Source organism: Flavobacterium sp. 2755 (assembly GCF_031455715.1).
Taxonomy (GTDB): domain Bacteria; phylum Bacteroidota; class Bacteroidia; order Flavobacteriales; family Flavobacteriaceae; genus Flavobacterium.
Genome location: NZ_JAVDTG010000004.1, coordinates 87,794 through 109,156 on the forward strand (window position 1 = coordinate 87,794; position 21,363 = coordinate 109,156).

The 21,363-nt window shown below is 34.2% G+C and carries 19 protein-coding genes; 5 read left to right on the forward strand and 14 right to left on the reverse strand.

What is annotated here, in order from left to right; all coding sequences use genetic code 11:
• Positions 1–79 precede the first annotated feature (79 nt).
• The 3 genes from J2Y38_RS10765 to J2Y38_RS10775 all read right to left on the reverse strand — a co-directional run bounded on the left by J2Y38_RS10765 (position 80) and on the right by J2Y38_RS10775 (position 4,040).
• Entirely contained in the window at positions 80–2,293 is a 2,214-nt protein-coding gene (locus J2Y38_RS10765; protein ID WP_309842197.1) for a hypothetical protein, read from the reverse strand.
• Positions 2,294–2,313: 20 nt separating this feature from the next.
• A complete protein-coding gene (locus J2Y38_RS10770) occupies positions 2,314–2,721 on the reverse strand; it encodes an aegerolysin family protein (protein WP_309842199.1) in 408 nt (135 codons plus the stop codon).
• Between the two features lie 377 nt (positions 2,722–3,098).
• Positions 3,099–4,040: an aldo/keto reductase gene (locus J2Y38_RS10775; protein WP_309842201.1), complete on the reverse strand. Its 942-nt coding sequence runs from the start codon at positions 4,038–4,040 to the stop codon at positions 3,099–3,101.
• Between the two features lie 173 nt (positions 4,041–4,213).
• On the opposite strand from J2Y38_RS10775, the gene J2Y38_RS10780 reads away from it, so the two are divergent.
• Entirely contained in the window at positions 4,214–4,951 is a 738-nt protein-coding gene (locus J2Y38_RS10780; RefSeq protein WP_309842202.1) for a DUF3667 domain-containing protein, read from the forward strand.
• A 192-nt stretch (positions 4,952–5,143) separates the two neighbouring features.
• Here J2Y38_RS10780 and J2Y38_RS10785 read toward each other — a convergent pair whose 3' ends face one another.
• A complete protein-coding gene (locus J2Y38_RS10785) occupies positions 5,144–5,767 on the reverse strand; it encodes a hypothetical protein (protein ID WP_309842204.1) in 624 nt (207 codons plus the stop codon).
• 475 nt (positions 5,768–6,242) lie between these two features.
• Here J2Y38_RS10785 and J2Y38_RS10790 point away from each other — a divergent pair, with 475 nt between their 5' ends.
• Positions 6,243–6,968 (forward strand): carbonic anhydrase family protein, encoded by a 726-nt coding sequence (locus J2Y38_RS10790; protein WP_309842206.1) that lies wholly within the window; start codon positions 6,243–6,245, stop codon positions 6,966–6,968.
• A 78-nt stretch (positions 6,969–7,046) separates the two neighbouring features.
• Here the strand turns inward: J2Y38_RS10790 and J2Y38_RS10795 are convergent, their stop codons facing one another.
• From J2Y38_RS10795 to J2Y38_RS10810, 4 genes are all read right to left on the reverse strand, one after another.
• Entirely contained in the window at positions 7,047–8,069 is a 1,023-nt protein-coding gene (locus tag J2Y38_RS10795) for an LLM class flavin-dependent oxidoreductase (protein ID WP_309842207.1), read from the reverse strand.
• Between the two features lie 101 nt (positions 8,070–8,170).
• Positions 8,171–8,785, reverse strand: a complete 615-nt coding sequence (locus tag J2Y38_RS10800) for a pyridoxamine 5'-phosphate oxidase family protein (protein WP_309842210.1) — start codon at positions 8,783–8,785, stop codon at positions 8,171–8,173.
• 312 nt (positions 8,786–9,097) lie between these two features.
• Positions 9,098–9,664: a porin family protein gene (locus J2Y38_RS10805; RefSeq protein WP_309842213.1), complete on the reverse strand. Its 567-nt coding sequence runs from the start codon at positions 9,662–9,664 to the stop codon at positions 9,098–9,100.
• Positions 9,665–9,705: 41 nt separating this feature from the next.
• On the reverse strand, positions 9,706–10,452 hold the full coding sequence (locus J2Y38_RS10810) for a hypothetical protein (RefSeq protein ID WP_309842217.1): 747 nt from the start codon (positions 10,450–10,452) through the stop codon (positions 9,706–9,708).
• Between the two features lie 279 nt (positions 10,453–10,731).
• Here J2Y38_RS10810 and J2Y38_RS10815 point away from each other — a divergent pair, with 279 nt between their 5' ends.
• The 3 genes from J2Y38_RS10815 (at position 10,732) to ilvN (ending at position 13,497) form a co-directional block, all read left to right on the forward strand.
• Positions 10,732–11,835: a histidine kinase gene (locus tag J2Y38_RS10815; RefSeq protein ID WP_309842220.1), complete on the forward strand. Its 1,104-nt coding sequence runs from the start codon at positions 10,732–10,734 to the stop codon at positions 11,833–11,835.
• Entirely contained in the window at positions 11,832–12,599 is a 768-nt protein-coding gene (locus tag J2Y38_RS10820; protein ID WP_309842223.1) for a LytTR family DNA-binding domain-containing protein, read from the forward strand. Before J2Y38_RS10815 ends, J2Y38_RS10820 begins: the two co-directional genes overlap by 4 nt.
• A gap of 400 nt (positions 12,600–12,999) precedes the next feature.
• A complete protein-coding gene (gene ilvN / locus J2Y38_RS10825) occupies positions 13,000–13,497 on the forward strand; it encodes an acetolactate synthase small subunit (protein ID WP_309842226.1) in 498 nt (165 codons plus the stop codon).
• Positions 13,498–13,515: 18 nt separating this feature from the next.
• On the opposite strand, the gene J2Y38_RS10830 is transcribed toward ilvN, so the two are convergent.
• Genes J2Y38_RS10830 through J2Y38_RS10855 form a run of 6 tightly spaced genes read right to left on the reverse strand, consistent with a single transcriptional unit; the run spans position 13,516 to position 21,164 of the window.
• A complete protein-coding gene (locus J2Y38_RS10830; RefSeq protein ID WP_309842229.1) occupies positions 13,516–14,355 on the reverse strand; it encodes a DNA-binding domain-containing protein in 840 nt (279 codons plus the stop codon).
• 9 nt (positions 14,356–14,364) lie between these two features.
• On the reverse strand, positions 14,365–15,279 hold the full coding sequence (locus J2Y38_RS10835; protein ID WP_309842233.1) for a DUF692 domain-containing protein: 915 nt from the start codon (positions 15,277–15,279) through the stop codon (positions 14,365–14,367).
• Entirely contained in the window at positions 15,269–15,856 is a 588-nt protein-coding gene (locus J2Y38_RS10840; protein ID WP_309842236.1) for a hypothetical protein, read from the reverse strand. The genes J2Y38_RS10835 and J2Y38_RS10840 overlap by 11 nt, the downstream gene beginning before the upstream one ends.
• A 16-nt stretch (positions 15,857–15,872) precedes the next feature.
• On the reverse strand, positions 15,873–17,387 hold the full coding sequence (locus J2Y38_RS10845; RefSeq protein ID WP_309842238.1) for a ferritin-like domain-containing protein: 1,515 nt from the start codon (positions 17,385–17,387) through the stop codon (positions 15,873–15,875).
• Between the two features lie 20 nt (positions 17,388–17,407).
• On the reverse strand, positions 17,408–19,402 hold the full coding sequence (locus J2Y38_RS10850; protein WP_309842241.1) for a hypothetical protein: 1,995 nt from the start codon (positions 19,400–19,402) through the stop codon (positions 17,408–17,410).
• A 43-nt stretch (positions 19,403–19,445) separates the two neighbouring features.
• A complete protein-coding gene (locus J2Y38_RS10855; RefSeq protein ID WP_309842244.1) occupies positions 19,446–21,164 on the reverse strand; it encodes a thiamine pyrophosphate-binding protein in 1,719 nt (572 codons plus the stop codon).
• Positions 21,165–21,363: the final 199 nt, after the last annotated feature.

The following is a 21,363-nucleotide window of genomic DNA, read 5'->3' on the forward strand; positions in this document are numbered from 1 at the left end:
ATCATCACAAACTTAAAAGCCCATTTCTTACGAAACGGGCTTTTATCCTGTATTAGTTCTGTATTATTAATTCAAGTACTTACCTTCCAAAAACAGTACGTATTTCATCTACAAGTCCTATATATTGACTTTTAATAGATTTGATACTATAGCTTTCTGATGGTTTCCATTTTGGATACCAATTGCTGCTGCTAAAACTATAAACTTTTAAATCCTTCATAGCTTTTATAGTATTAGCAATATGGCTATCAATGTTTTTAATAGATGCAACATTAGTACTAATACTTTGCCCTTTCCATGACGAATCCAGAAGATTTTTAGCAGCTTCAAATGGAATAGGATAAAATACTATATCCCCACTTTTTAATACACGTTTGGCTTTATCGACTTCGAGTTTAAGAGCTGTTAATGAGTTTTTTGAAAATATGGCACCTTCATTATTAATTTGATTTAGGATCATTTGTGAAGGACCAAAAGCGTAAATGTCTCCTGCAGGTGTAACAAAAGGAACTACTTTTAAAAAGGAACTAAATGCACTATAATTTCTGGGTAAAAAAGAACATTTTCCCATCTTATACCAAACCTTTGTAAAACCATCGACATGGTCAATTTTATCAATTTTATCTGTAATTGAATCTTTACCTTTATACAATACTCCTAATCCTAACTCTGCGCTACGCAAAAATTTAATATCATTCCATTTTGTATAAATTTCCTGAGCTTCAAAACTCAAATCACCATATGCGGTTTGTATAATATTAGGTTCATCAAATCTATCTCTGATCTCTCCTGCCTGCTTACCAAATACAATTGCAAGTTGTTTGAAATCAGTTATTTGAAATTTTTCACTTGAAATACCGGATGCCTCGAGCATAAAATACGTTTTTGCTAAAGCCAGAAAATCTTGTATCATACACTGCTTTTTAATGATTTCCAATGTAGATTTTATATTATCTATTTGATTTAAATAACCGATAGCCATCCACGGAAATAAATCTGACCAGTTAGCAATCCAGACACCTAGCACGGTAAAATTACTATTTGCCGCTTCTGCTATTTCAACAGCGCTGGTTTCCAACTGTTCATTTTTTTCAACACTAGCCATAGGCTCAATATCAACTGCCAGCACATCTAAATCATTGATAGCAATTCCATCCTGAAGCGCCATAACATTTTCAGCATTTACATCATCTCTTGAACGTTTTAAGAAAGCATCTAATGTTAAGTTTGGCTCTGTTTCTTTTGCTTTTTCATAAGCAGCTGCCTTAGCAAATGCTTCTAAACCACTTAAATCTGTTATTTCATTTATTTTATCCGTAACCTTTGGGTCTTTTTTACGCGTTGCGAAATCTGGTACAGCCGGAGGTGGTTTAATGTCACCCAGCTTAGGTGCTTTTTCTAATAAATTGATTGAACTAATTGCACTAAAAGCTTTATCTTTTACTTGCTCACTCCATTTAGCAACTTGTGCCGCCACGCAGTCTCCTATATACCATGTATCCGTTTTTACACTAACATCTGATTCTCTGTTTGTATTGCTTCCATCATAGGCTGCTTCTATCGTTATGGCTTTAGTAAGTCCAGCGTATGTAAAATTACCTTTACTGCCATATTTCCAACTATTTTCTGTTGATTTATTATTCATCGTCAAAGAAACCGTTCCAATCCCGCCCCACGCTACACCTACTACAATTCCATCTCCATACTCGTTAAAAAAACGCTGAACAGAACTTATCCATTCTTTAACCAGCTTAACAATTTCAGAATCTGGTGCCGCATCTTTTAGAATAGTTAAAAGATCTGCTGTTCCTATTTTTGCCATTATTTTATTGTAATTTTCCAATGAATTCATTGCCCTATCCCTTGGTCCACTCTTCAAAGAATTAATTAAATCTTCTACTTTTAATTCGTCAAAATTGATGTGCTCAATACCAGATATCATTTGTACATTATAATTAATCTTTACTTCCTTGGTAAGCTGAGCAATTGAATTGCCTATATGTGCTGACAATCCAGAATTAATCCTTGCCAATCCTGAAAGCCCATATGAACCGGAAACTCCAGCAAAACCCTGATTTAAAGAATCGTTGTAAACATAAGAACTGGCTCCCTTCATACTTAGTTGTACATCTTTATCAGCAATCATCTTTGTAATACCTTTCTTTACCTTTTTTTCTATATGTTCCGCTATTACTGATGTTTGAAAAAGTCCTGTAGCACCTCTTATAACACTTCCAATCCTTACTGCGTAAAAAGGATTGTTTACACCATTATTACTTATAGTATTTTTCATAATATTAATTTGTATTACGTTTATTTATTGCTGACTAATATAAGGGTAACCTCTCTTATAGGTCCAAAACCTCTGTTACCACCTTTTAATCCTTTATGATAAATTTCATCACTAGCAACTAGCCGTAAATCAAAACTATTCCTTCTTATTCCCCATGGACAATTCCAATTAAATACAGCCACGAGAGTCTCTTCATGATATAAGTCAATACTTCCTTTTGTACCTGTAGGAGAATCTTGTCTGCCAGATGAATGAATCCAGCCAATCTCACCTGACTTTATTGTTATTCCATTTATTTCAGATGGTTTAATCTCTGCATCTTTATTACCTGCTCTGTGAAACTTACCTGGGTCTAATTTTGCATTTCTTACAGTTAAGGTCATGTTTTCTGATACAATTTTAATTGCGATCCATTGTGCATATGCCATGATAATTTGAATTTTAGTTTTCCTACTTCTTGGCCTTTCGGATATTGCCACGTTTTTTTAAGTGGGGTCTGCTCCACTGTATTAAATTATAATTATCAATACTTTATCTTAAAAAAGTAAAAATTTGATATTAAAAGTAATTAGTATTGAAAGAATCAATAATTAAATTGTTATAAACAGGATTTTTTCAGGTATGGCTAATCTATTTAGTGTCATAAGCACACCAATTCCTAAAATGAATATTATCATTCATTTTAATTAATAATTTAGAAATGAATAGTCGGTATATTTCAGATCAAAAAAAGGCAAAAAAAAGCCTCTAATTAAAGAGGCTTTTTTTATATAAGATCAAAGCAATATAGTTGTCATATCATGCTTTAGCTCCATTCAGGAAACTGGGTTTTATTTAAGTCCAGCTTTTCAATTGCACTTATATCTCCTTGATCGAGTTTGAAATCAAATATTCCCAGATTTTCTACAATGTGTGCTTTTTGAGAAGATCTTGGAATGGCAACAATACCACGCTGATAATGCCATCTCAAATTTACCTGAGCAACAGTTTTGTTATGCTTTTTGGCAATCTGAGTGAAGACTTCATTTGTAAAAAGTCCATTGCGTCCTTCTGCAAAAGGCGCCCACGCCTCCATCTCGATATTATGTTTCTTTAGCAAATTATAGGCATCTCCCTGCTGAAAATAAGCATGTGTTTCAATTTGGTTTATAACTGGTTTTACCTGAGCATAAGACAAAAGATCAGCTAATTGGTTTGAATCGAAGTTGCTTATTCCTATAGCCCTGATTTTTCCAGCCTTGTAAAGTTCTTCCATTGCTTTCCAGGATCCTTTTACATCACCTCTTGGGCGATGAATAAGATATAGATCCAAATAATCAAGTTGCAATTTTGCCAGTGTTTCTTCAAAGCCTTTTTTAGCATTTTCATATCCGGCATCATCAACCCATAGTTTTGAGGTAACAAAAAGTTCTTTTCTGTTAATTCCACTCTGTTTTATTCCTTTGCCTACTGCTTCTTCATTTCCATATACTTTTGCGGTGTCAATAAGTCGGTAGCCAACTGATAAAGCATCGGCTACAGATTGCTGGCATACTTCGCCTTTAAGTCCGTAGGTTCCAAATCCAAGCATCGGCATTTTTACACCGTTATTCAGCTTAACATTTGTAATTCCTGCTGCAGAATTATCCATTATTTCATTCGCAAATAAATTAGGCATTCCAAACAGACCCAGATAAATTCCTGCAGCTGTAGTGCTTTGCAAAAATCTGCGTCGGTTTATTTCATTTTTTTTGTTTTGGTTATTCATAATAGTTAGTGTATTAATCAATTTAAATCAGCTAATAAAAGTATATATTATATTTTAATTACGCTATTCATATTATTTGGAATTACCTAAATTTATTATACTGTTCACCAATATTTAATTTATTAAATGTTAAAAAATAATTACATTCGCGATCAAAATATTAGAACCAACCCATGACGAGTAATTGTTTAAATTGTAATCAAGAAATTACAGGAAAATTTTGCAGCAATTGCAGCCAGGCAGCAGCAACACATAGATTTTCCTTATCTCACGTTATTAAGCACGATTTTATTCACGGAATATTTCACTTTGACAAAGGATTTTTCTACACCATAAAAGAATTATTTACAAGACCCGGGCACAGTATTAGAGAATATGTACAAGGAAAAAGGGCAAAACATTATAATTATTTTGCAACCATAATCCTTTTGCTGGCAATAGGTTATTTTCTAAAAAAATGGACAAAAATTGAGGCATTAGATTTATATGGTAAAACAGAGGTTTCCGGGCTTTTTAAGGTTCTAAAACACTATTCAAAAATTACTATTTTTTTACACGTTCCCATTATTGCTTTTGCCAGTTATTTACTCTTCAAAAAAAGCAGACAAAACTATACTGAGAACTTAGTCCTTAATATGTATTTGTTATGCGGAGTCCTAACAATCAGCTTTATTTTACCAATTTTCATGATTTTTACTGAAAACAAAGAGTTTCTTCTTGCAGTAAATCAATTCCTTACGGTGTTGACCTTTTTGTATGTAATACTTTTCTATTATCAATATTTTTCTACTTTTGACTGGAAAAAGTATCAGCTAATCATTCTGGTTATTGTTATTGCGGTTTTGTATTTATTAACCAAACAAGTAACAAACAATCTTTTGAATATTATCGGGCTTAAATATTTAAAGTAATTATAAATAAAAGTTAAGGTTTATTACATGAAAAACTCTAAATCGTTGATCTAGAGTTTTTTTTATAGCTTATTTTCTTTGATTATCAATATTTTAACTAATAAACAGGGCATTTGAAGCCGTTAAAAGAAAGAAATTGATCAGGTAAAGTAATACGAAAGGTTTACAGCAAATAATTTTAAAGAACCGCTTTTAAATTAAAGACAAAAGATGTTCTAATTTAGTTTTTAATATATCCTCATGGATATGACCGAAATGATGTCCTAAGATATTATACTTATCATCGAAAATGATAAATGAAGGAGTCCCTTGCAGTTGATTAAGTGTAAAGGTTTCTGCTATTAAAGGGATTTGAGAGTAATATGACTTTATTTTCATCATTAAGATCTCTTTTTCTTTTTCTGAAAAATTTAAAAAATTTGGAATGGCATTACAAATCAATTCAATCTTATTGGAACTTATTAACTGCTCAGAAGGTATAATACTATCAAAAGCTGTTGGAAATTTTGGAATCTCAGAATACTGAGAAAGCCCATAATTTGCATTATAATACTTCTTGGTTTCTCCGACTAATGTACCATCATTTAATAACAGCTTTAAATTTGCTTCGTTATTGTATTCAAAGTCTTCAAAAGCAGTAGCAACTCCAATAAAGCCAACCTTATCACTAAATGATTTGTAAAGATTATTCATAATGGGAATGCCATATATAAAACAACCTGGACAGTTTACCTGAAATACAAAAGCTATATTTATTTTATTTATTATAAATTCCCCTTGAACTAATTCCTGAGTATTGAGATGAAATTTTGACATTGATGAAATAATTAATTTAATTTTTTCCCTTGAATTAACCCATTTATTTCCTAAGATTATTTAAAATCTTGATGGGTAATTTTGTAACGCTAAATTACAGTTCAAAAGTAGTTAGGATTACTAACTTATTAATAGTCCAGTTTTTACAATAATTCATGTTTTCTGGTTTTGAAAATTATCAAATAACGACCATAAAAAAAACTCTAAACCAATGATTTAGAGTTTTTTTTTATTTCTATCTATATAAATTCAAACACATCAATAAAAGGCTTTCATGACAAAAAAAAGCCGTTTTGAAACGTTTTTTCTTATCATTTTAAATGAGTTTTTAATTTTAAACCAGATTTCTCGAAACGCTATGCCAAATACAATCTAATTGAAAATATCCCCTCCATTGTAAAGCCTTTTTTAAAATTACAGTCATCTAACAGAAAAAACAATTCACCTAATTAATTTAACCTTAAACCTCAAAAAAATGAAAACAAAAATTCTTGCAATCTGCGGAACCGTAGTAATGTTAATACTTTTTTCCTGTAATGATAAAGGAAAAGACTGTCCGGAAACTCCGCCTTTAAGAGAACGAATTATAACTGCAGAAGAGCAGGCTGCTTTGACGCCAGATGCCGTTATTAAAAGCCTTAAAGAAGGCAACGCACTGTTTGTTGCTAACAATATTACAGCCAGAGATCATTCTGCAATGGTCAGAAATGCTGTTCAGGGTCAATTTCCAAAAGCGGTAATTCTTTCCTGTCTTGACAGCAGAATACCTGTAGAAGATGTTTTTAACAAAGGCATTGGTGATCTTTTTGTTGGACGTGTAGCAGGTAATTTTGCCAACACCGACTTATTGGGAAGCATGGAGTTTGGTTGTAAACTTATGGGCGCAAAAGTGGTTATTGTTTTAGGACACGAATCGTGTGGTGCCATAACATCTGCTATAAATAATAATGTAACATTAGGTAATCTTCCTGCAATGCTTGAAAACATAAGACCTGCGGTAACAAATTCACAAGACTTTTCTGGAGATAAAACTTCAGCAAATAAAGAATTCGTAGCCTATGTTTCAAAAAATAACGTACTCAATACTATAAAAGTTATTAGAGAAAAAAGTCCAACCTTAAAAGAAATGGAAGACAAAGGCCAAATTAAGATAGTTGGAGCCTATTATAATATGAGCACCGGAAAGGTAGATTTTTTATAAAGGCAAATCTTTATATTAAACGAAATAATATGATAAACAAAAGCTCCCTTTTTGAGGGAGCTTTTATATTTTCAAAAATTAACGCCAACCCAGTTCTGGGGCGATATATTTTAGGATAGAAGATAATATATGTGCATTATACTCAACGCCCAAAGTGTTGGGTATTGTTAGTAGTACTGTATCTGCTTCCTGAATCGCTTCATCCTGAGCAAGCTCTGCGATAAGCTTTTCCGGCTCGGCTGCATAACTTTTTCCGAAAATGGCACGTTTATCACTTTCTATATAACCAAAACTATCTGCAGCTTTACCTTGATTTCCAAAGTAAAGTTTATCCTGATCATTAACCAATGCAAAAATGGATCGGCTTACCGAAACTCTTGGTTCGCGATCATGTCCAGCTTTTTTCCAGGCTTCTTTATATATCCTGATTTGTTCTGCTTGCTGGATATGGAAAGGTTTTCCGTTTTCGTCAAATTTCAGCGTTGAACTTTGCAGATGCATTCCGTTTTCGGCTGCCCAAACAGCAGTAGCATTAGAGGCAGCGCCCCACCAAATTCGATCACGTAATCCTTCAGAATGCGGTTCCAGACGCAATAATCCGGGCGGATTTGGAAACATGGGATACGGATTTGGTTCAGCAAATCCTACACCGTCTAACCTCTCTAAAAATTCCAACGCTTTTTTGCGTCCCATATCAGCATCTGTTTCCCCTTCTAAAGGTTCATAACCAAAAGAGCGCCAGCCGTCAATAACTTGTTCCGGCGATCCTCTGCTGATTCCTAATTGTAAACGTCCTTCTGAAATTAAGTCTGCGGCACCGGCATCTTCAACCATATACAAAGGATTTTCATATCGCATATCGATAACGCCTGTCCCTATTTCTATTTTGCTTGTTTTAGCACCAATGGCCGAAAGCAAAGGAAAAGGAGACGCAAGCTGCTGCGCGAAATGATGTACTCTGAAATAAGCTCCGTCTATGCCTATTTCTTCTGCAGCAACAGCTAAATCAATAGATTGAAGAAGTGTATCGCTTGCTGTACGTGCTTTATATGATGGATGATTGGCCCAATGCCCAAACGATAAAAATCCTATTTTTTTCATAGATAGCATTGTTATTATTTATAATTCCAAATATACGCATCATTTATAATCTTTGCATTAGAAAGACTTTATCATTTACAGCAGTTTTTTATAGTGAAGCTTTATTTTTTGGATAATTCCAATTCAAGCTCTTTTACCCTATTTTCCAAATCAGAAATATATTTTTTCTGCGGCAATAAGGCCTGTTCAATTTCTTCAGTTGTGTAACGAGGAGTTATATGCTGCGGACAATTCCAATCGTAAGCCTGAATTTCAAAAACCATCATTCGCTCTGGACGGAACTTATAATCTTCTGGTTTTAAGAGATCATATAGATCTTTGTTCTCTTCTAAATTAACAATTTTCGCTTTTGCATAAAGTTTTAATCTCGCCCTTTGCGGATATGAAACCATAATTAAAGCTACTTTTTCATTTTTGGAAATATTACCAGTAGAAATATATTGTCGGTTACCCGAAAAGTCAACAATCCCAATTGTTTTATCATCAATTACTTTAATAAATCCGGCCGGTCCGCCGCGGTGCTGAATATATGGATATTCATTTTCTCCAAAACTGGCCATATAAAAACTATCTCTGTCGTTTATAAAGTTAATTTCGTTTTCTGTCAATCCGTCAACAACCGACATTTTTTCCATGCGATCATAAGCACTTCTGCTCCCCGCTTCTTCCTGCATTTTTTTAATAGTATCTGTAAAAGCTAATTGTCCGTAATTCATAATAGAAAATTTAAATTGTTCTTACTTTATTCTGTAATGAATTGTAAAGTTCAACTATTCGATGTTAATATGAAATGGACAATTTTTACATTATGATGGATAATTATTATAGATTCAGAAAAAAAGGTTCGCTATTGCTAGCGAACCAAATCATCTTTTTTAACACCTAAGCTGCTGTCTATTTTTTCGTTTAGTTCTATTCTGACTTTCAATATATAAGTGATCGCTGTACTAATTAGAAAAAATAAGGAAATAATCAGTATTACTAATGTAACCAGAAGTCCTTTTATTATTTTCCAGGAGTTCATCATCTTAAAACAAACGAACAGACAATCCTGCCTGAATTTGCTGGCTGTTTGCTTTTTCGCCAAAGTTACTCACATCAGAAAATCCCCAGATATATCTTCCATAAATAGTAATGGGTCTTATATTGATTTCGGCTCCTGCAACAACGGCAAAATCGGTTTTTTTGAAAAGTTTTTTACTATTATCTAAAAAACTTTGATTACCGCTGGCCAAAAAACTGAACTGAGGACCAGCCGTAAAAGTGATCAATCCTTCACTGTTTAAACGTAGTAATACCGGCACGCTTACATAATTAAGCGTTTTATCTTTTTTGAATGCATCTTTAAAAATGTCTTTATAACTATCTGTGATTTTGGTATTTGTTTGGTTGAATACTACTTCTCCCTGAATACCTACAAAATCAGTGAAATTGTAATATACAAAACCACCCAGCTGATAACCCAGCTCAAAATCACTGTCAAAATTTTTGCCATCTAATTTATTCATATTTACCCCGCCCTTAACACCAAGATGAACCTGACTGTAACTAAATACAGACATGAATAAAGCTGTGGCTGCAATAATTTTTTTCATTTCTTAATCTTTTAAATTTGAAATAATGATATTTCGTAATACTATTTTTTCGTGTAATTAGAGTATTCCGTAATGGTTTGTATGTTAGTTGCCTGCCCAATAAATTTAGCTTCCATAGTAAGGTTTTCATTTACAGGAACAAATTGTTTTGCCTGATCATTCCACTTGTATTTCAAGACAATATCAAATTTATCAGCAGTAAGAATGTTCACTTTTACCGGCTTTTCGTTAAGCGTTTGTACTTGTTCCAGTTTTTTAGTTTTAAGATTGATCGTCATATAAAATCGGCAGTCTTTTACGAAAGCATTTTCTTTGGTAAGAGAACTTGGATCGACTTTGTAACTAATCACCAATTGATCTGGCGTTTCCTTTTCAATTTTATACGTTGCATCATCTGTAGAAGTTGGTGCAGAAGCTTTTCTTTGATTTTTTCTAAAAGAATTTACCTCTGATTTTGATGGCGATTTTCCATCAATTGAAACAACATTCCATGGCTCTGTCCCTGAATTAGAAGGATCAAATTTGGCGATTGTTTCAGTTTCCTTCGCGCTTGTTATAATGGTTTGTTTAAAATCAAAAGCAAAGTTGTCAGGTTTTTTTATTTTTTCGGGATTAAGAATACTAGAGTCAATTCCGTATTTAAAAAAGGTATCCAATATTTTTGATTTTTGTGCCGAAACTGCAGAAGTAAACAGTACAAGAAAAAAAAGAATTAATGCATTTTGCAATTGGGAATTCGATTTTGTAGTATTGAAATCTTCCTTTGTCATTACCATTGTTTTTTTCATTTTTGTGATATTAATTGTTATAATTATGGCGCAAAAATATTGTTGGTAAATCTCTTTCTGGGAATTTTTAAAGTGAAACGGCAAATCTGTACGGTGAATCGTCAATTTGGGATATTGAACTGAAATGGGATTGTTTGTGTTTTTCGAAACCCTTTATATACAGTACATTTACAGATGATTAATAAATAAAAAGTACTGCTGTTTTATTTTAAAATCCTTTTATTTGCACTCTCAAAAAGGAATCTAACAGACATCTGATTCTCTTTAAAAACAAATTTTGTGAACCACTCCGACGAAATAACTGATCCTGTAAAAAAGAGCCACTTAAAAAGTCTGCTCTTAATTACTTTTCTATTTTTAGGCTCTTACTCTACCCTTTTTATCATATTTCCATTTGCTTACTGGAGGGAATATTTTAATCTGCCAGCTCATTTGATGCTGATAGATATAGCAACTAATGTCCTTTTTTGTATTACAATATTGGTTACTAGTCTTTTTATTGACAGGGTTTTAAATAAGAAAATCTCCTGGATGGTTCGCCCTATAACACGACTGATTATTCAAATTGTATGTCAAACCTTTGGAGCTTTGCTTGTAACTATTGTTTTAAGCACCATTTATTATATTTATGGAGAGTATTTAATTGTGATACAGCCAATTAATGTAGGCGTACGAGAAGCAGTGTATACCATAATTTCAATCGTATTATGGGCTTTAATGGTAAGTGCTCTAAATACGGGTGATTTTTTATTAAAAAATTGGAAGAATGCCACTTTAAAAGCGGCAGAATATAAAGTAAAAGCAGCCGAAAGCAAGCAAATCGCAGCCGAAATAGAATTGCAGGCACTTAAATTACAGCTCGATCCGCATTTTGTTTTTAATAACCTCAGTGTACTTTCGGAGTTAATTCTCAAAGATCAGCAGTTAGGATATGATTTCACCGAAAATTTTGCTAAAGTCTATCGTTATTTGCTTCTTAATTCTAAAAAGAAATTGATTCCGTTACAAGAAGAATTAGATTTTCTTGATGCTTATCTTTTTCTTATCCAGAATCGTATGGGTGATAGCTGTACTTTTCAAATTGACATTGACAAATCGAAATTAAGTATGCAGATTCCGCCTATTACGCTTCAGCTTTTTATTGAAAATGCTTTGAAACATAATCGTACCGAAGAAGAAAATCCATTGCTTGTTAAGATATATTCTAATGACAATGATGAATTAGTAATATCGAATACGATTTTACCGCTCATAAAAAAAGCTTATTCTACCGGAATTGGATTGAAAAATATTGTAAATCGTTATGCTTTATTAAGTGATAGAAAAGTTTCTATAGAAGAAAATACAGAAACTTTTACAATAAAAGTACCACTCATCAAATGAATACTATAAAAAAAATATTGATCCTTGAGGATGAAAAACTGAATTCGGAAAGAATTAAACGTTTGATAGTCAAAATAAAACCCGATGCAGAAATTGTGGGTGTTTTGTCGAGCGTTAAAAATACCGTTTCATGGCTGTCTGAAAACCAAACTCCAGATCTTATCCTTATGGATATTCAATTAGCAGACGGATTGAGTTTTGAAATTTTCAATCTCACCAATCTCACCTGCCCAATTATATTTACAACGGCTTATGATGAATATGCTATTAAAGCTTTTAAGTATAATAGTGTGGATTATCTTTTGAAACCAATTGAAAAAAACGAACTTGAAGCGGCTATACTAAAATTAGAAAATTCTTTACAACAGCCTGTCAATCCTAGTTCACAGATTGAAGAATTGCTTGCTTATATGCAGCCGAAAGAATACAGAAACCGCTTTCTTATTCCTTACAGGGATGGTTACAGAAAAATTGATGTGGAGGATATTGCTTGTTTTTATTCTAATCTGAATATTAATTATGCTTATTTGTTTAATGGTGAAGAAGTTGTTGTACCGCATACGCTGGAAACGCTGGAACAGGAATTAAACCCAAAAAGCTTTTTCAGGGCAAACAGGCAGTATATCATTCATATCAATTCAATTGAAAAAGTGAATAATTATTTTAACGGAAAATTACAGCTTAAAATAAAACACAGCAAAGACGAGGCTGTAATTGTGAGCAGAACAAAAGCTTCGTTATTAAAATTGTGGCTGGATTATTAAAACCTCATCTTTCTTTAAAGCAAATCGTTTCATTGCAAAAAAACTTTTTGTAATCTTATAAAAATCAATACATTTGTCGCTCATCCAGAACAGAAAATGAAAAACTTAATTAACATCACTATTATTAGCAGCATTATTATCATTCGATAATGATCAGGGATGTTATATAAATAAGTACACGATACAATTTAAAACCTCCCTTTTTGGGAGGTTTTTTTATTTAAAATATACATGAAAAATTCAGTACAAATTATTAGCGCAATTATCATTATTCGTCTACCGTGACGAGACAGGATTCTATTGCATAATAAAAGCCTTTCTCTGTCAAACGAGAAAGGCTTTTTTATTTCTAAAAAACACTAATCACAAATAATTCAAATCATTAATTACATCTTTCAAAATGAAACAAGAATATACTTTAACTGCCTATACAGAAGATCAAATGGGGTTACTGAATAAAATAACCGTTATACTTTCCCGACGAAAAATCAGTTTGGAAAGTCTCAATATCTCTACTTGTGAAATCGACAAAATGTACCGATGTACGCTCGTTATCAATGATACTTTTGAAGTAGTTAGAAACATAGCGCTTCAAATCGAAAAAATTATAGAGGTTTTTAAATGTTACTGCAGCACAAACGACGAAATCGTATGGAAACAAATGGGTTTATTTAAAGTAAAAACTTCGAGCATTATGAAAGAAGAAATGAATTTTTTACTTAGAAAATATAATACTCAATTTATAACTATCGAAAAAGATTTTACGGTTTTTGAAGCAACGGGACATGAAGACGAAATCAATAATCTCGCTGCTGAATTAAAGGAATTTGAATTAATCGAATTTATAAAAAGTGCCCGAATTGCTGTTACTTTAAATAGTGGCACTTTTGAGATATAGTATAATTTTTGAATTCCATTAAAACCTAAAAAAATTAGCACCAACCCAACGCTCCTTCCAACTGTTCCAAACTTCTTCAAACTGAACATCATTTTCTTTATAATCAATTTTAAACAATTCTTTTGCTAAAGCAATATCGTTATGCTCTTTCAAAAAACATAGAAAATCATATTGTTCTTTGTGCAGATCGTAAATTGCTAATTTGAATTTGTGTCGTAAAACCACGCAATAACTTTCGTTTTGAAGAGGCAAATCAGGATTCTTGTCATTTTTGAATTCAGAATAGTATTTCCGAACAGGAAACTGGAACTTAAATAAGGCACATACAGGTACCAATTTTAGTTCATTTTCGGGTGTATCGATTGTGGCTAATTGGTAATTTTCGTCTGCTTTTTCATCAAAAAGAACACCAATGGCGTATTCAAATTTAGCGAGTTCAATCATAAAATCAATCCAATCTTCTTTTACATCCTCATTGGCATCGGGTCTGTTATTTTCCAAATATTCTGCAAAATGAGCTCCCAAAAAAGATAAATTGTAATTATAAGAAGGTTTTAAAGCCAGATAATCATCGGCGAAAGCGCAAAAAATTGCTTCGCCTAAAGCATATTCTAAAGCACTAAACTGCTGCGACATGCAATTTCGCAGTCGTGCAATGTAACTCCTTTGGTAAATAGCTAAGTGTTCCTGAGCAGTAAGTTTTTCCGAATGACAAATTACGTCTTCAATTGAAGCTGCATTTTCTGCATTCGAAAGCAAATCATTAGGGTTTATTCCTGTTTGCTGATAAGGATCAAGCAAAAGCTGCTGCATCCATTGCTGAAAGTCTTTTAATGGTATTTTTACCGTTTTCTGCATCTTTGGAGTTTATAAAAATTTGTCTACAGCGAATAAATTCAATGGGTTTGAAACTTGCTCTTTATCCATAGAAAAAATTTCTTTTTCAACTCCAACAAATGCTGCATCCATATATTGCTTTGATTTCAGTAATTCAGAATGGTACACATCAAAAGCCGGAATGTTTCCATCCCATTCTAGTAAAATTGATGCCTGATCTGCCAATTGATAAGCTTGCTGAAACAACTTCCAGACCTGACTGTTTACTTCTCTATCGTGTGTATCAATAATATAATTGCCGCAATTTTGATGACCTGCCAAATGCATTTGAACTATTTTATCATGCGGAATTCCGTTGATGTATTCTACAGGATCAAAATCATTATTAAAAGAAGAAACATATACATTGTTTACATCCAAGAGTAATCCACAGCCTGTTTCTTCGGTCATGATTCGTAAAAACTCCCATTCCGGAAGTGTCGAATTATTGAAGGCTGCGTAGGTACTTGGATTTTCTACAATAAGCGGTCTTTCTAAATAATCCTGAACTTGTCTGATTCGGTTACAAACATGTTTTAATGAATCTTCATTTAGCGGAAGCGGCAATAAATCGTGCGAGTTGGTTGTTAAAACTCCTGTCCAGCACAAATGATCGCTAATCCAGGCTGGCTGTACCTCAGCTGCCAGTTGTTTTAAACTCTTGAGGTAATCAAAATTTAAGGGATCAGTGCTTCCTATAGAAAGCGATACCCCGTGCATTACCACGGGATATTTTTCTGCTATTTGTTGTAAAATATATCTCGGACGTCCATGTGAATCCATGAAATTTTCAGAAATTACCTCAAACCAATCTACGGCAGGGTTCTTTTCCAGAATATGTTCAAAATGCTGGCTTCTGAGTCCTAATCCCAATCCTAAATTGGGTAATCTAAGTCTAGTGTCCATTATTTTTGGGTTGACAATTTGAAAGACTATCCGGTAATTTTTTAGCGCTTTCTTCTTCCATTTTCAAAACTCTTTCTGCTGCTGCAATTTTTCTTTTAGCAGGATCGTTGATGTACGAACAAGATCTTGAACCGCTTTGTCCGCAAGAAGAATAATCTACACCCGAAGTACCGCGAATTGAGTTTACGTATTCATCGCTTGGTCCGTATTGCTGCGGAGCTTCGCCAAAGGATTTTCCACTTTCTTTTCTTTTTTCTTCAAAGCGTATTCTGGCCAATTGCCAAACACTAAGTCCTTTATTAGGACCTTGTGCCATAAAACGGGAAGATAAAATAGGTACACCGCAGCTGCCTTGATAACGACAATCATTTTCGCCCGGATGACAAAGTTCTTCTGTTGTACCAAAAATTCCGCAGCCTCCCTGCCCTTTACAAGCGTTTAAGGTATGGCAAGGATGACCAACTGCTGTTGAGCAATCGCCTTGGCCTGCACAATCATTATTTCCTGAATATCCCGCATTTTTGCATGAATTAAGCCCCATGCATACATGAAGTTCTTTTGTTACTAATTCTGACATGTTGTATATTTTTATATTAATGATTGTGTCTATAAGGTGTACCTGGTACTTTAGGAATATCGGCTTCAATGCTGTAATCCAATCCTACGTCTGGTAAAGACGGGAAATAGTTTTCGCTTTTTATAGCCCAACCCCAATTTACAGGATCGGCTTTCGCCAATTGATCCACCAAACTCATGATTTGTGCTTTTGGTCTTAAGAAACTTTGTTCAAATGAAAAAGGTTCAAATGTTAAAGCCCCTTTATAAGCCTGATTGCCTTTAGTATAAGTGTACTGATTAATTTGGTTACCAACTCCACTCAAAAGCCAGATCATTGATTTATGAATACCAAAAATGAATAAATCATATTGTGTACTTTCATCTTTATAATAACAAGCTTCAATCATTAAAAGAATATAAGCAAAAACTGCATTACCTAATTGTGAACATAATGCAAGTGCCTGATTGTTTGAAGCTATATAATCAGCTGTTTTAGGATTAGCATCGGTATCATATACAAAATAGCTGAAAAAATCATCTAGTCCCTGAATTTTACGGAACTTTTCCTGATAATGTCCTCCGAAAGTATAGACTTCTAGAAATTTGGCAAAATGAGCGGGTTCTTTTCCAGAATCATCATAATCACCTTCCCAAAAAACTACTTTGCCATCCACAATATCCATTGGAACCGGCATTTTATTTTCACCCCAAATTAAGGTATGCTGCTTGTATTTACTTTTTCCTTCTCCCTGATCAATGATACGCTCTATAGCTTCAATTGCCGAGTGAGCATCGTATACGCCAACAAGTCCTTCACTATCATCTGTATTGGCAAATTGAGGATTGTGCTCTCTGTCATAATGCACCGTATTCATTGAATTTTGAGAATAATACGGTCTCGGACGATCGGGGTTATCGGGAGGAAGCAATTGTGGCCTTTGATTATAAGGTCCCGGAAAATCCTCTTTTATACATTTGATAATCATTTCATACAAACGTCCTATGGTTTGATATTCAACCGTATTCAGCAATTGTTCATTTGCATAAGGATCTTTAAACGGCTCAGGGCTTTCAATTTGTAAAAATGTAGTCAATTGCTTCAATGACAATTTTGCTGCATTAATTTGAAATTCAGGAATATGTCCATCTAATTGTGTTGGAAATGTTAATACTTTTCCAATACCCATTAAATCAGGCGCCTTTTGACAAACTGCTTGTTTTACATTGCATGAAAGTGCCAGGTGCAGCATTTCTTCGATAACGACGCTCATAATTAAGGCAGCCGATTTATTCGAATAAACTAATATATCGAGTTTTAGTTCTTGTGCCAATTCGTCAATTTCGGCAGCAGTACGCACACCCGATTGTGAAAGCTGCGCATGAAGTTTAGCGTACAGTTTATCCTGATCCTGCGCTCTGTTTATAGAATAATAGGTCGATAAATACGTTGGAATAGTAGCAAGCTCCAACGCAATTGCCTGTTGCATTACTTCTTCGATATTATCTGGTGTTACCGAAGTAGAATAGGTAAATAGTTTTTTGTTTTTCATTTGTTTTTGGTTAAAATAGATTACTCCGGACTGATAAATGGATAGTATTTTTCGTCAATAATAGGTTCAATTCCAAAGAAATCATTCAGCACAGATTCGGCAGTACAAAATGCACCTTCTACCCAAGCCTGATCGTTTGAATATGTTTCTCCTACAATAAAAATTTCGCAGTCTGTATTTGGAACAAGTTGTGACGGTTTTCTAATTTTTCTTTGCACATCGCCTAAATTATAGTGCGATTTATAGGCATGATATCCTGCATTAAATGGAGGAAGCGACCAGTCCATATATTTCGTTTCTAAAGGTTCCGGCACATACGAATAATCAGCCTGTGGTCCAAAATGCAATGACGCTAATTGTGAACGAAGCATTTTTACCATTACCGGAGTGGCATCTCTTGGCCCTTCAAGCGGCTGTAAATCTCTTGATTCAGGAATTTCACGAGTTGCATCTGGTCCAAGTTCTAAAGCCTTCCAGAATGTTGCGTATAGAATATCATCATAACTGGCTAGAATACCGTATACTTTTTTCCCTTTTCCGTCTCTGGCATTATCTCCAAAATAAACTACTTGACGGATAGGCATATCTGTAATACTTGGGCCAATAGTATCTAATTCGGCCACAGTCGAAATTTGTTTTTCTTGTTTAAAAGTTAAACGTTCTTCGATTGCATTTTCTACAGCAGCTATAAAGCTTACTTTATCGTTAAACGAATTAACAATTATAGCCGGATTTTTAGCCGATTCTATTTTTTTAAGATAGTTAGAAGGAAAACCCTCTTTTCTTAATTTCTCAATTCCTTCTTGTGTCAGGAAATAACTTGTAAGTTTTGCAGGGTACGTTGGGCTTCCGGCCTCGGTAGTTCTCCACCAAGGTGTATCGAAAAACATCCCTATTTTGTATGAAGGTTCCATCAATACAGACTCTAAATACAACTGTACTTTTTCATGATTTAATACATCTGTTCCTTCATCATCACTGTATCTGCTTGCCTGCGCTACCAAGTCAATTGCTGCTCTTGGCATAGCCAGAAATGCGGCATCACATTTTTTTCTTTCTGCAAGTGCATCTGGATCTTTGCGTGTTGCAGTTGTAAAATTCACTCCAGATTTTGTGTGTATAATAGAACGCAGCCTCACATTTGGATAATAATTTAGTGTGATTCCTTTTTGCTTTGCCAATTTTTCAACTTCTTCAAATAAGCTGTCAAATAAACTCGAATATCCTTTTATTAAAGTTTTGTATTCTGTTCCCGGAAGAAACTCATCATTAACATTAAATGACTGAGCGCTATTACTGTTAACTACGTTTGAACTATAGCCATTACCATCAGATAAATAACCAAATCCTTCTTGTCCAAGCATATCATAACCTAAGTTCCAATATCCAATTTCCTTTAGTAAATCTCCTTTTTGGTAGATAGAACTATCAGGCATATCAACATTGATTCTTCCTTCTTCATAAAATTTGCACCATTCTCTACGGGTAGTTGGCCCTGATGTTTGCGTGATCGCTACAGATTGTATCGTTGTAAAACCATCATCTGGCGGAGCATCCTGAGCGTAATTGTTTGCGAAATATGGAGCTGGCTGATTAGAATTGATATCAGAGATATACATGTTTTTAGAACGCAAAGACATTAAAGGATCTGCTGATTCATTAAACGGAACTGAATCTTTCTTTAAATCCAATTCTTCTATGGTTTTAGTCACTAAACGATGTCCAGGACCTTTAGGAGTGCCATCCCAATATAAATATCTCATACCTCCTAATTCAAGGTACGAATTGTCTTTGTCATCTTTATAATGCCATGTACAAACACGTGCACCCGGTTCTCTCGTTCCTGGATTTTTTTTAGAAAAATCGTATTTTCCCCAGTCGTAAAGTTCTAATACATCGCCCTTAACGAGCATTTTTTCGTTTTTGTTGAGTTTAGATTTCCCATCAAGTAATCTCCACGCAGTATAGAGTCCTGCTGCACCTGCTCCAAAAATAGAGTATGTTTTTTTGCTCATGATAGTATGTTTTTAGATTTTTTAGTAGTTATAGATAGTGGTTTTATTCATTTCCCAATCTTGCCATTTGCTGTGCCAAATCTTTTTGAGGAATTACAATTTCTACCAGAGTTGGAAGATTTGTTTTTTTCTTAAGTTTCAGTAGTACTTCGTCTAATTCTGAAACAGTTTCAGCACGGTAGCTGTTTGCTCCAAATGCTTTGGCAAGTGCCTGATAATCCCATTTTGGAAGAATATCAAATTCGTCAAACTTATGATCCGGACCTGCTTTAAACGAGTCCATGTCAACATATACTTGCTCAATGGCATATACTCCATTGCTCATTACAAAAATTACGGAGTTGATGTTGTATTTTACAAGAGTTGAAAGTGATTGTGCAATCATCATAAAACCACCGTCACCCGCTACAGTCCAAGCCTGTTTGCCGCTTCCAAGCTGAGCTCCTGAAGCTGCACCGGTTTCGAAACCAATACACTGCCACGCAGCTGAAGAAATATAAGCGTTTTGAGATAATCCGTAAATATTGGTAGCCACGTACATGGACGAACTTACACCAAAAGTCATGACAATATCGTCCAGCATTTTTTCTTTTTTCAGAAAAGATGTTGCATGCTCAAAAAAGCGGTTAAAGGTTATTACTTGTGGAGTTAAATCGTATTTGGGATCAGAGTTAGATCGCCATGGTTCCGGGAATTTTGGCTGAGCCGGAGCGATTGCTTTTAAAGGATATCCTGAAGCTTTTTTAAAGCGTTCTGTTAAGGCTTCGATAAAGTCTTTTAAAGTTACTCCCGAATAGGTAAAATAACCAACTCTTGTTTCCTGAGTAGTTACCTGAATCATATCCGAAAATTTATTTTCTACCAGCCATAAATAATCATCGGTAATAATAGTTCCTAAAGACAAAATACAGTCAGAAGCTTCGACTACTTTTATAACTTCGGGTATTGAAGCCTGATCAGAATAAGTACCAATAAATTTATCGCCTTTTTCATCCAGAACCGTTTTTCCAAGTGAAGTTGTAGTATACAACATTCCGCTTGCTTTAATAAGTTCTTCTAATTGTTTGGTTAGTTTATGTCGCAAAAGCTCTACACCTGCAAAAATTATTGGTGTTTTGGCCTGACTAATTTGTGACCAAGCTTGAGAAACAGCATTTTCAAGTGCTGCTGGTTCGCTTTTTATGATTTCAGGTTCTAGTTTTTTATTAGACGGTTTAGGACAAGGTTCGCCCCAAACTTCTTTATAACATGCTATGTATACTGGTCTTTGGTGTGTAAGTGCTGCGATAAGTAATTTATCGATTTTTTCAGGCGCACCTGCAGAAGTGCTCAGGGTTTCAGCAGCAACAGTTACTCTTTCATAAACTTCCTGATCTGCATTAAGATTACCTGTAGAGTGATGATAAAGTACATTGTACATACTTCCTATTTGTCGGGCATCGGCTCCGGGTGTGGCACTAATTACAACAACAGGACTGCGTTCTACATAAGCTCCTGCAATAGCATTTAATGCGCTAAAAGTACTTACTCCATATTGTAGAGATACGGCGGCTAAACCTCTGGTACGTGCGTAAGCATCTGCCGCATAAGAAGCGTCTAATTCGTTTGAAGTTCCAATGGTTTCAATTCCATCAAAGTATTCCAGAGCTTGTGTAAAATGTTTTACATAGTCGCCCGGAATTTGAAAAACCTCGGTAACATTTAATTGTTTGAGGCGGGTAAGCAGATAATCTGCGACCGTAAATTCTTTTGTAGGTTTCATTTTGTTATGTGTTTTGGTTCTTTTCAGTTTAGTTATGTCTGGTTTAGAAAAGTGATTTTGAGGTACATTGGCGTGTGCATATTATCTCATTTCTGTAATAAAATTAATGTGTCGCCATAGTTCAAATTAAAAAAAAGGCACGAGTACGGGATTTTTATCCATGAGAGGTCGAAATAAAAGCATAAGATTATTTCGATGC

What these genes read in the sequence shown, in the direction of transcription:
- J2Y38_RS10765 (WP_309842197.1), bottom strand. Translation starts at nt 2,293, where the DNA reads ATGAAAAATACTATAAGTAATAATGGTGTAAACAATCCTTTTTACGCA.
- J2Y38_RS10770 (WP_309842199.1), bottom strand. Translation starts at nt 2,721, where the DNA reads ATGGCATATGCACAATGGATCGCAATTAAAATTGTATCAGAAAACATG.
- J2Y38_RS10775 (WP_309842201.1), bottom strand. Translation starts at nt 4,040, where the DNA reads ATGAATAACCAAAACAAAAAAAATGAAATAAACCGACGCAGATTTTTG.
- J2Y38_RS10780 (WP_309842202.1), top strand. Translation starts at nt 4,214, where the DNA reads ATGACGAGTAATTGTTTAAATTGTAATCAAGAAATTACAGGAAAATTT.
- J2Y38_RS10785 (WP_309842204.1), bottom strand. Translation starts at nt 5,767, where the DNA reads ATGTCAAAATTTCATCTCAATACTCAGGAATTAGTTCAAGGGGAATTT.
- J2Y38_RS10790 (WP_309842206.1), top strand. Translation starts at nt 6,243, where the DNA reads ATGAAAACAAAAATTCTTGCAATCTGCGGAACCGTAGTAATGTTAATA.
- J2Y38_RS10795 (WP_309842207.1), bottom strand. Translation starts at nt 8,069, where the DNA reads ATGAAAAAAATAGGATTTTTATCGTTTGGGCATTGGGCCAATCATCCA.
- J2Y38_RS10800 (WP_309842210.1), bottom strand. Translation starts at nt 8,785, where the DNA reads ATGAATTACGGACAATTAGCTTTTACAGATACTATTAAAAAAATGCAG.
- J2Y38_RS10805 (WP_309842213.1), bottom strand. Translation starts at nt 9,664, where the DNA reads ATGAAAAAAATTATTGCAGCCACAGCTTTATTCATGTCTGTATTTAGT.
- J2Y38_RS10810 (WP_309842217.1), bottom strand. Translation starts at nt 10,452, where the DNA reads ATGAAAAAAACAATGGTAATGACAAAGGAAGATTTCAATACTACAAAA.
- J2Y38_RS10820 (WP_309842223.1), top strand. Translation starts at nt 11,832, where the DNA reads ATGAATACTATAAAAAAAATATTGATCCTTGAGGATGAAAAACTGAAT.
- ilvN (WP_309842226.1), top strand. Translation starts at nt 13,000, where the DNA reads ATGAAACAAGAATATACTTTAACTGCCTATACAGAAGATCAAATGGGG.
- J2Y38_RS10830 (WP_309842229.1), bottom strand. Translation starts at nt 14,355, where the DNA reads ATGCAGAAAACGGTAAAAATACCATTAAAAGACTTTCAGCAATGGATG.
- J2Y38_RS10835 (WP_309842233.1), bottom strand. Translation starts at nt 15,279, where the DNA reads ATGGACACTAGACTTAGATTACCCAATTTAGGATTGGGATTAGGACTC.
- J2Y38_RS10840 (WP_309842236.1), bottom strand. Translation starts at nt 15,856, where the DNA reads ATGTCAGAATTAGTAACAAAAGAACTTCATGTATGCATGGGGCTTAAT.
- J2Y38_RS10845 (WP_309842238.1), bottom strand. Translation starts at nt 17,387, where the DNA reads ATGAAAAACAAAAAACTATTTACCTATTCTACTTCGGTAACACCAGAT.
- J2Y38_RS10850 (WP_309842241.1), bottom strand. Translation starts at nt 19,402, where the DNA reads ATGAGCAAAAAAACATACTCTATTTTTGGAGCAGGTGCAGCAGGACTC.
- J2Y38_RS10855 (WP_309842244.1), bottom strand. Translation starts at nt 21,164, where the DNA reads ATGAAACCTACAAAAGAATTTACGGTCGCAGATTATCTGCTTACCCGC.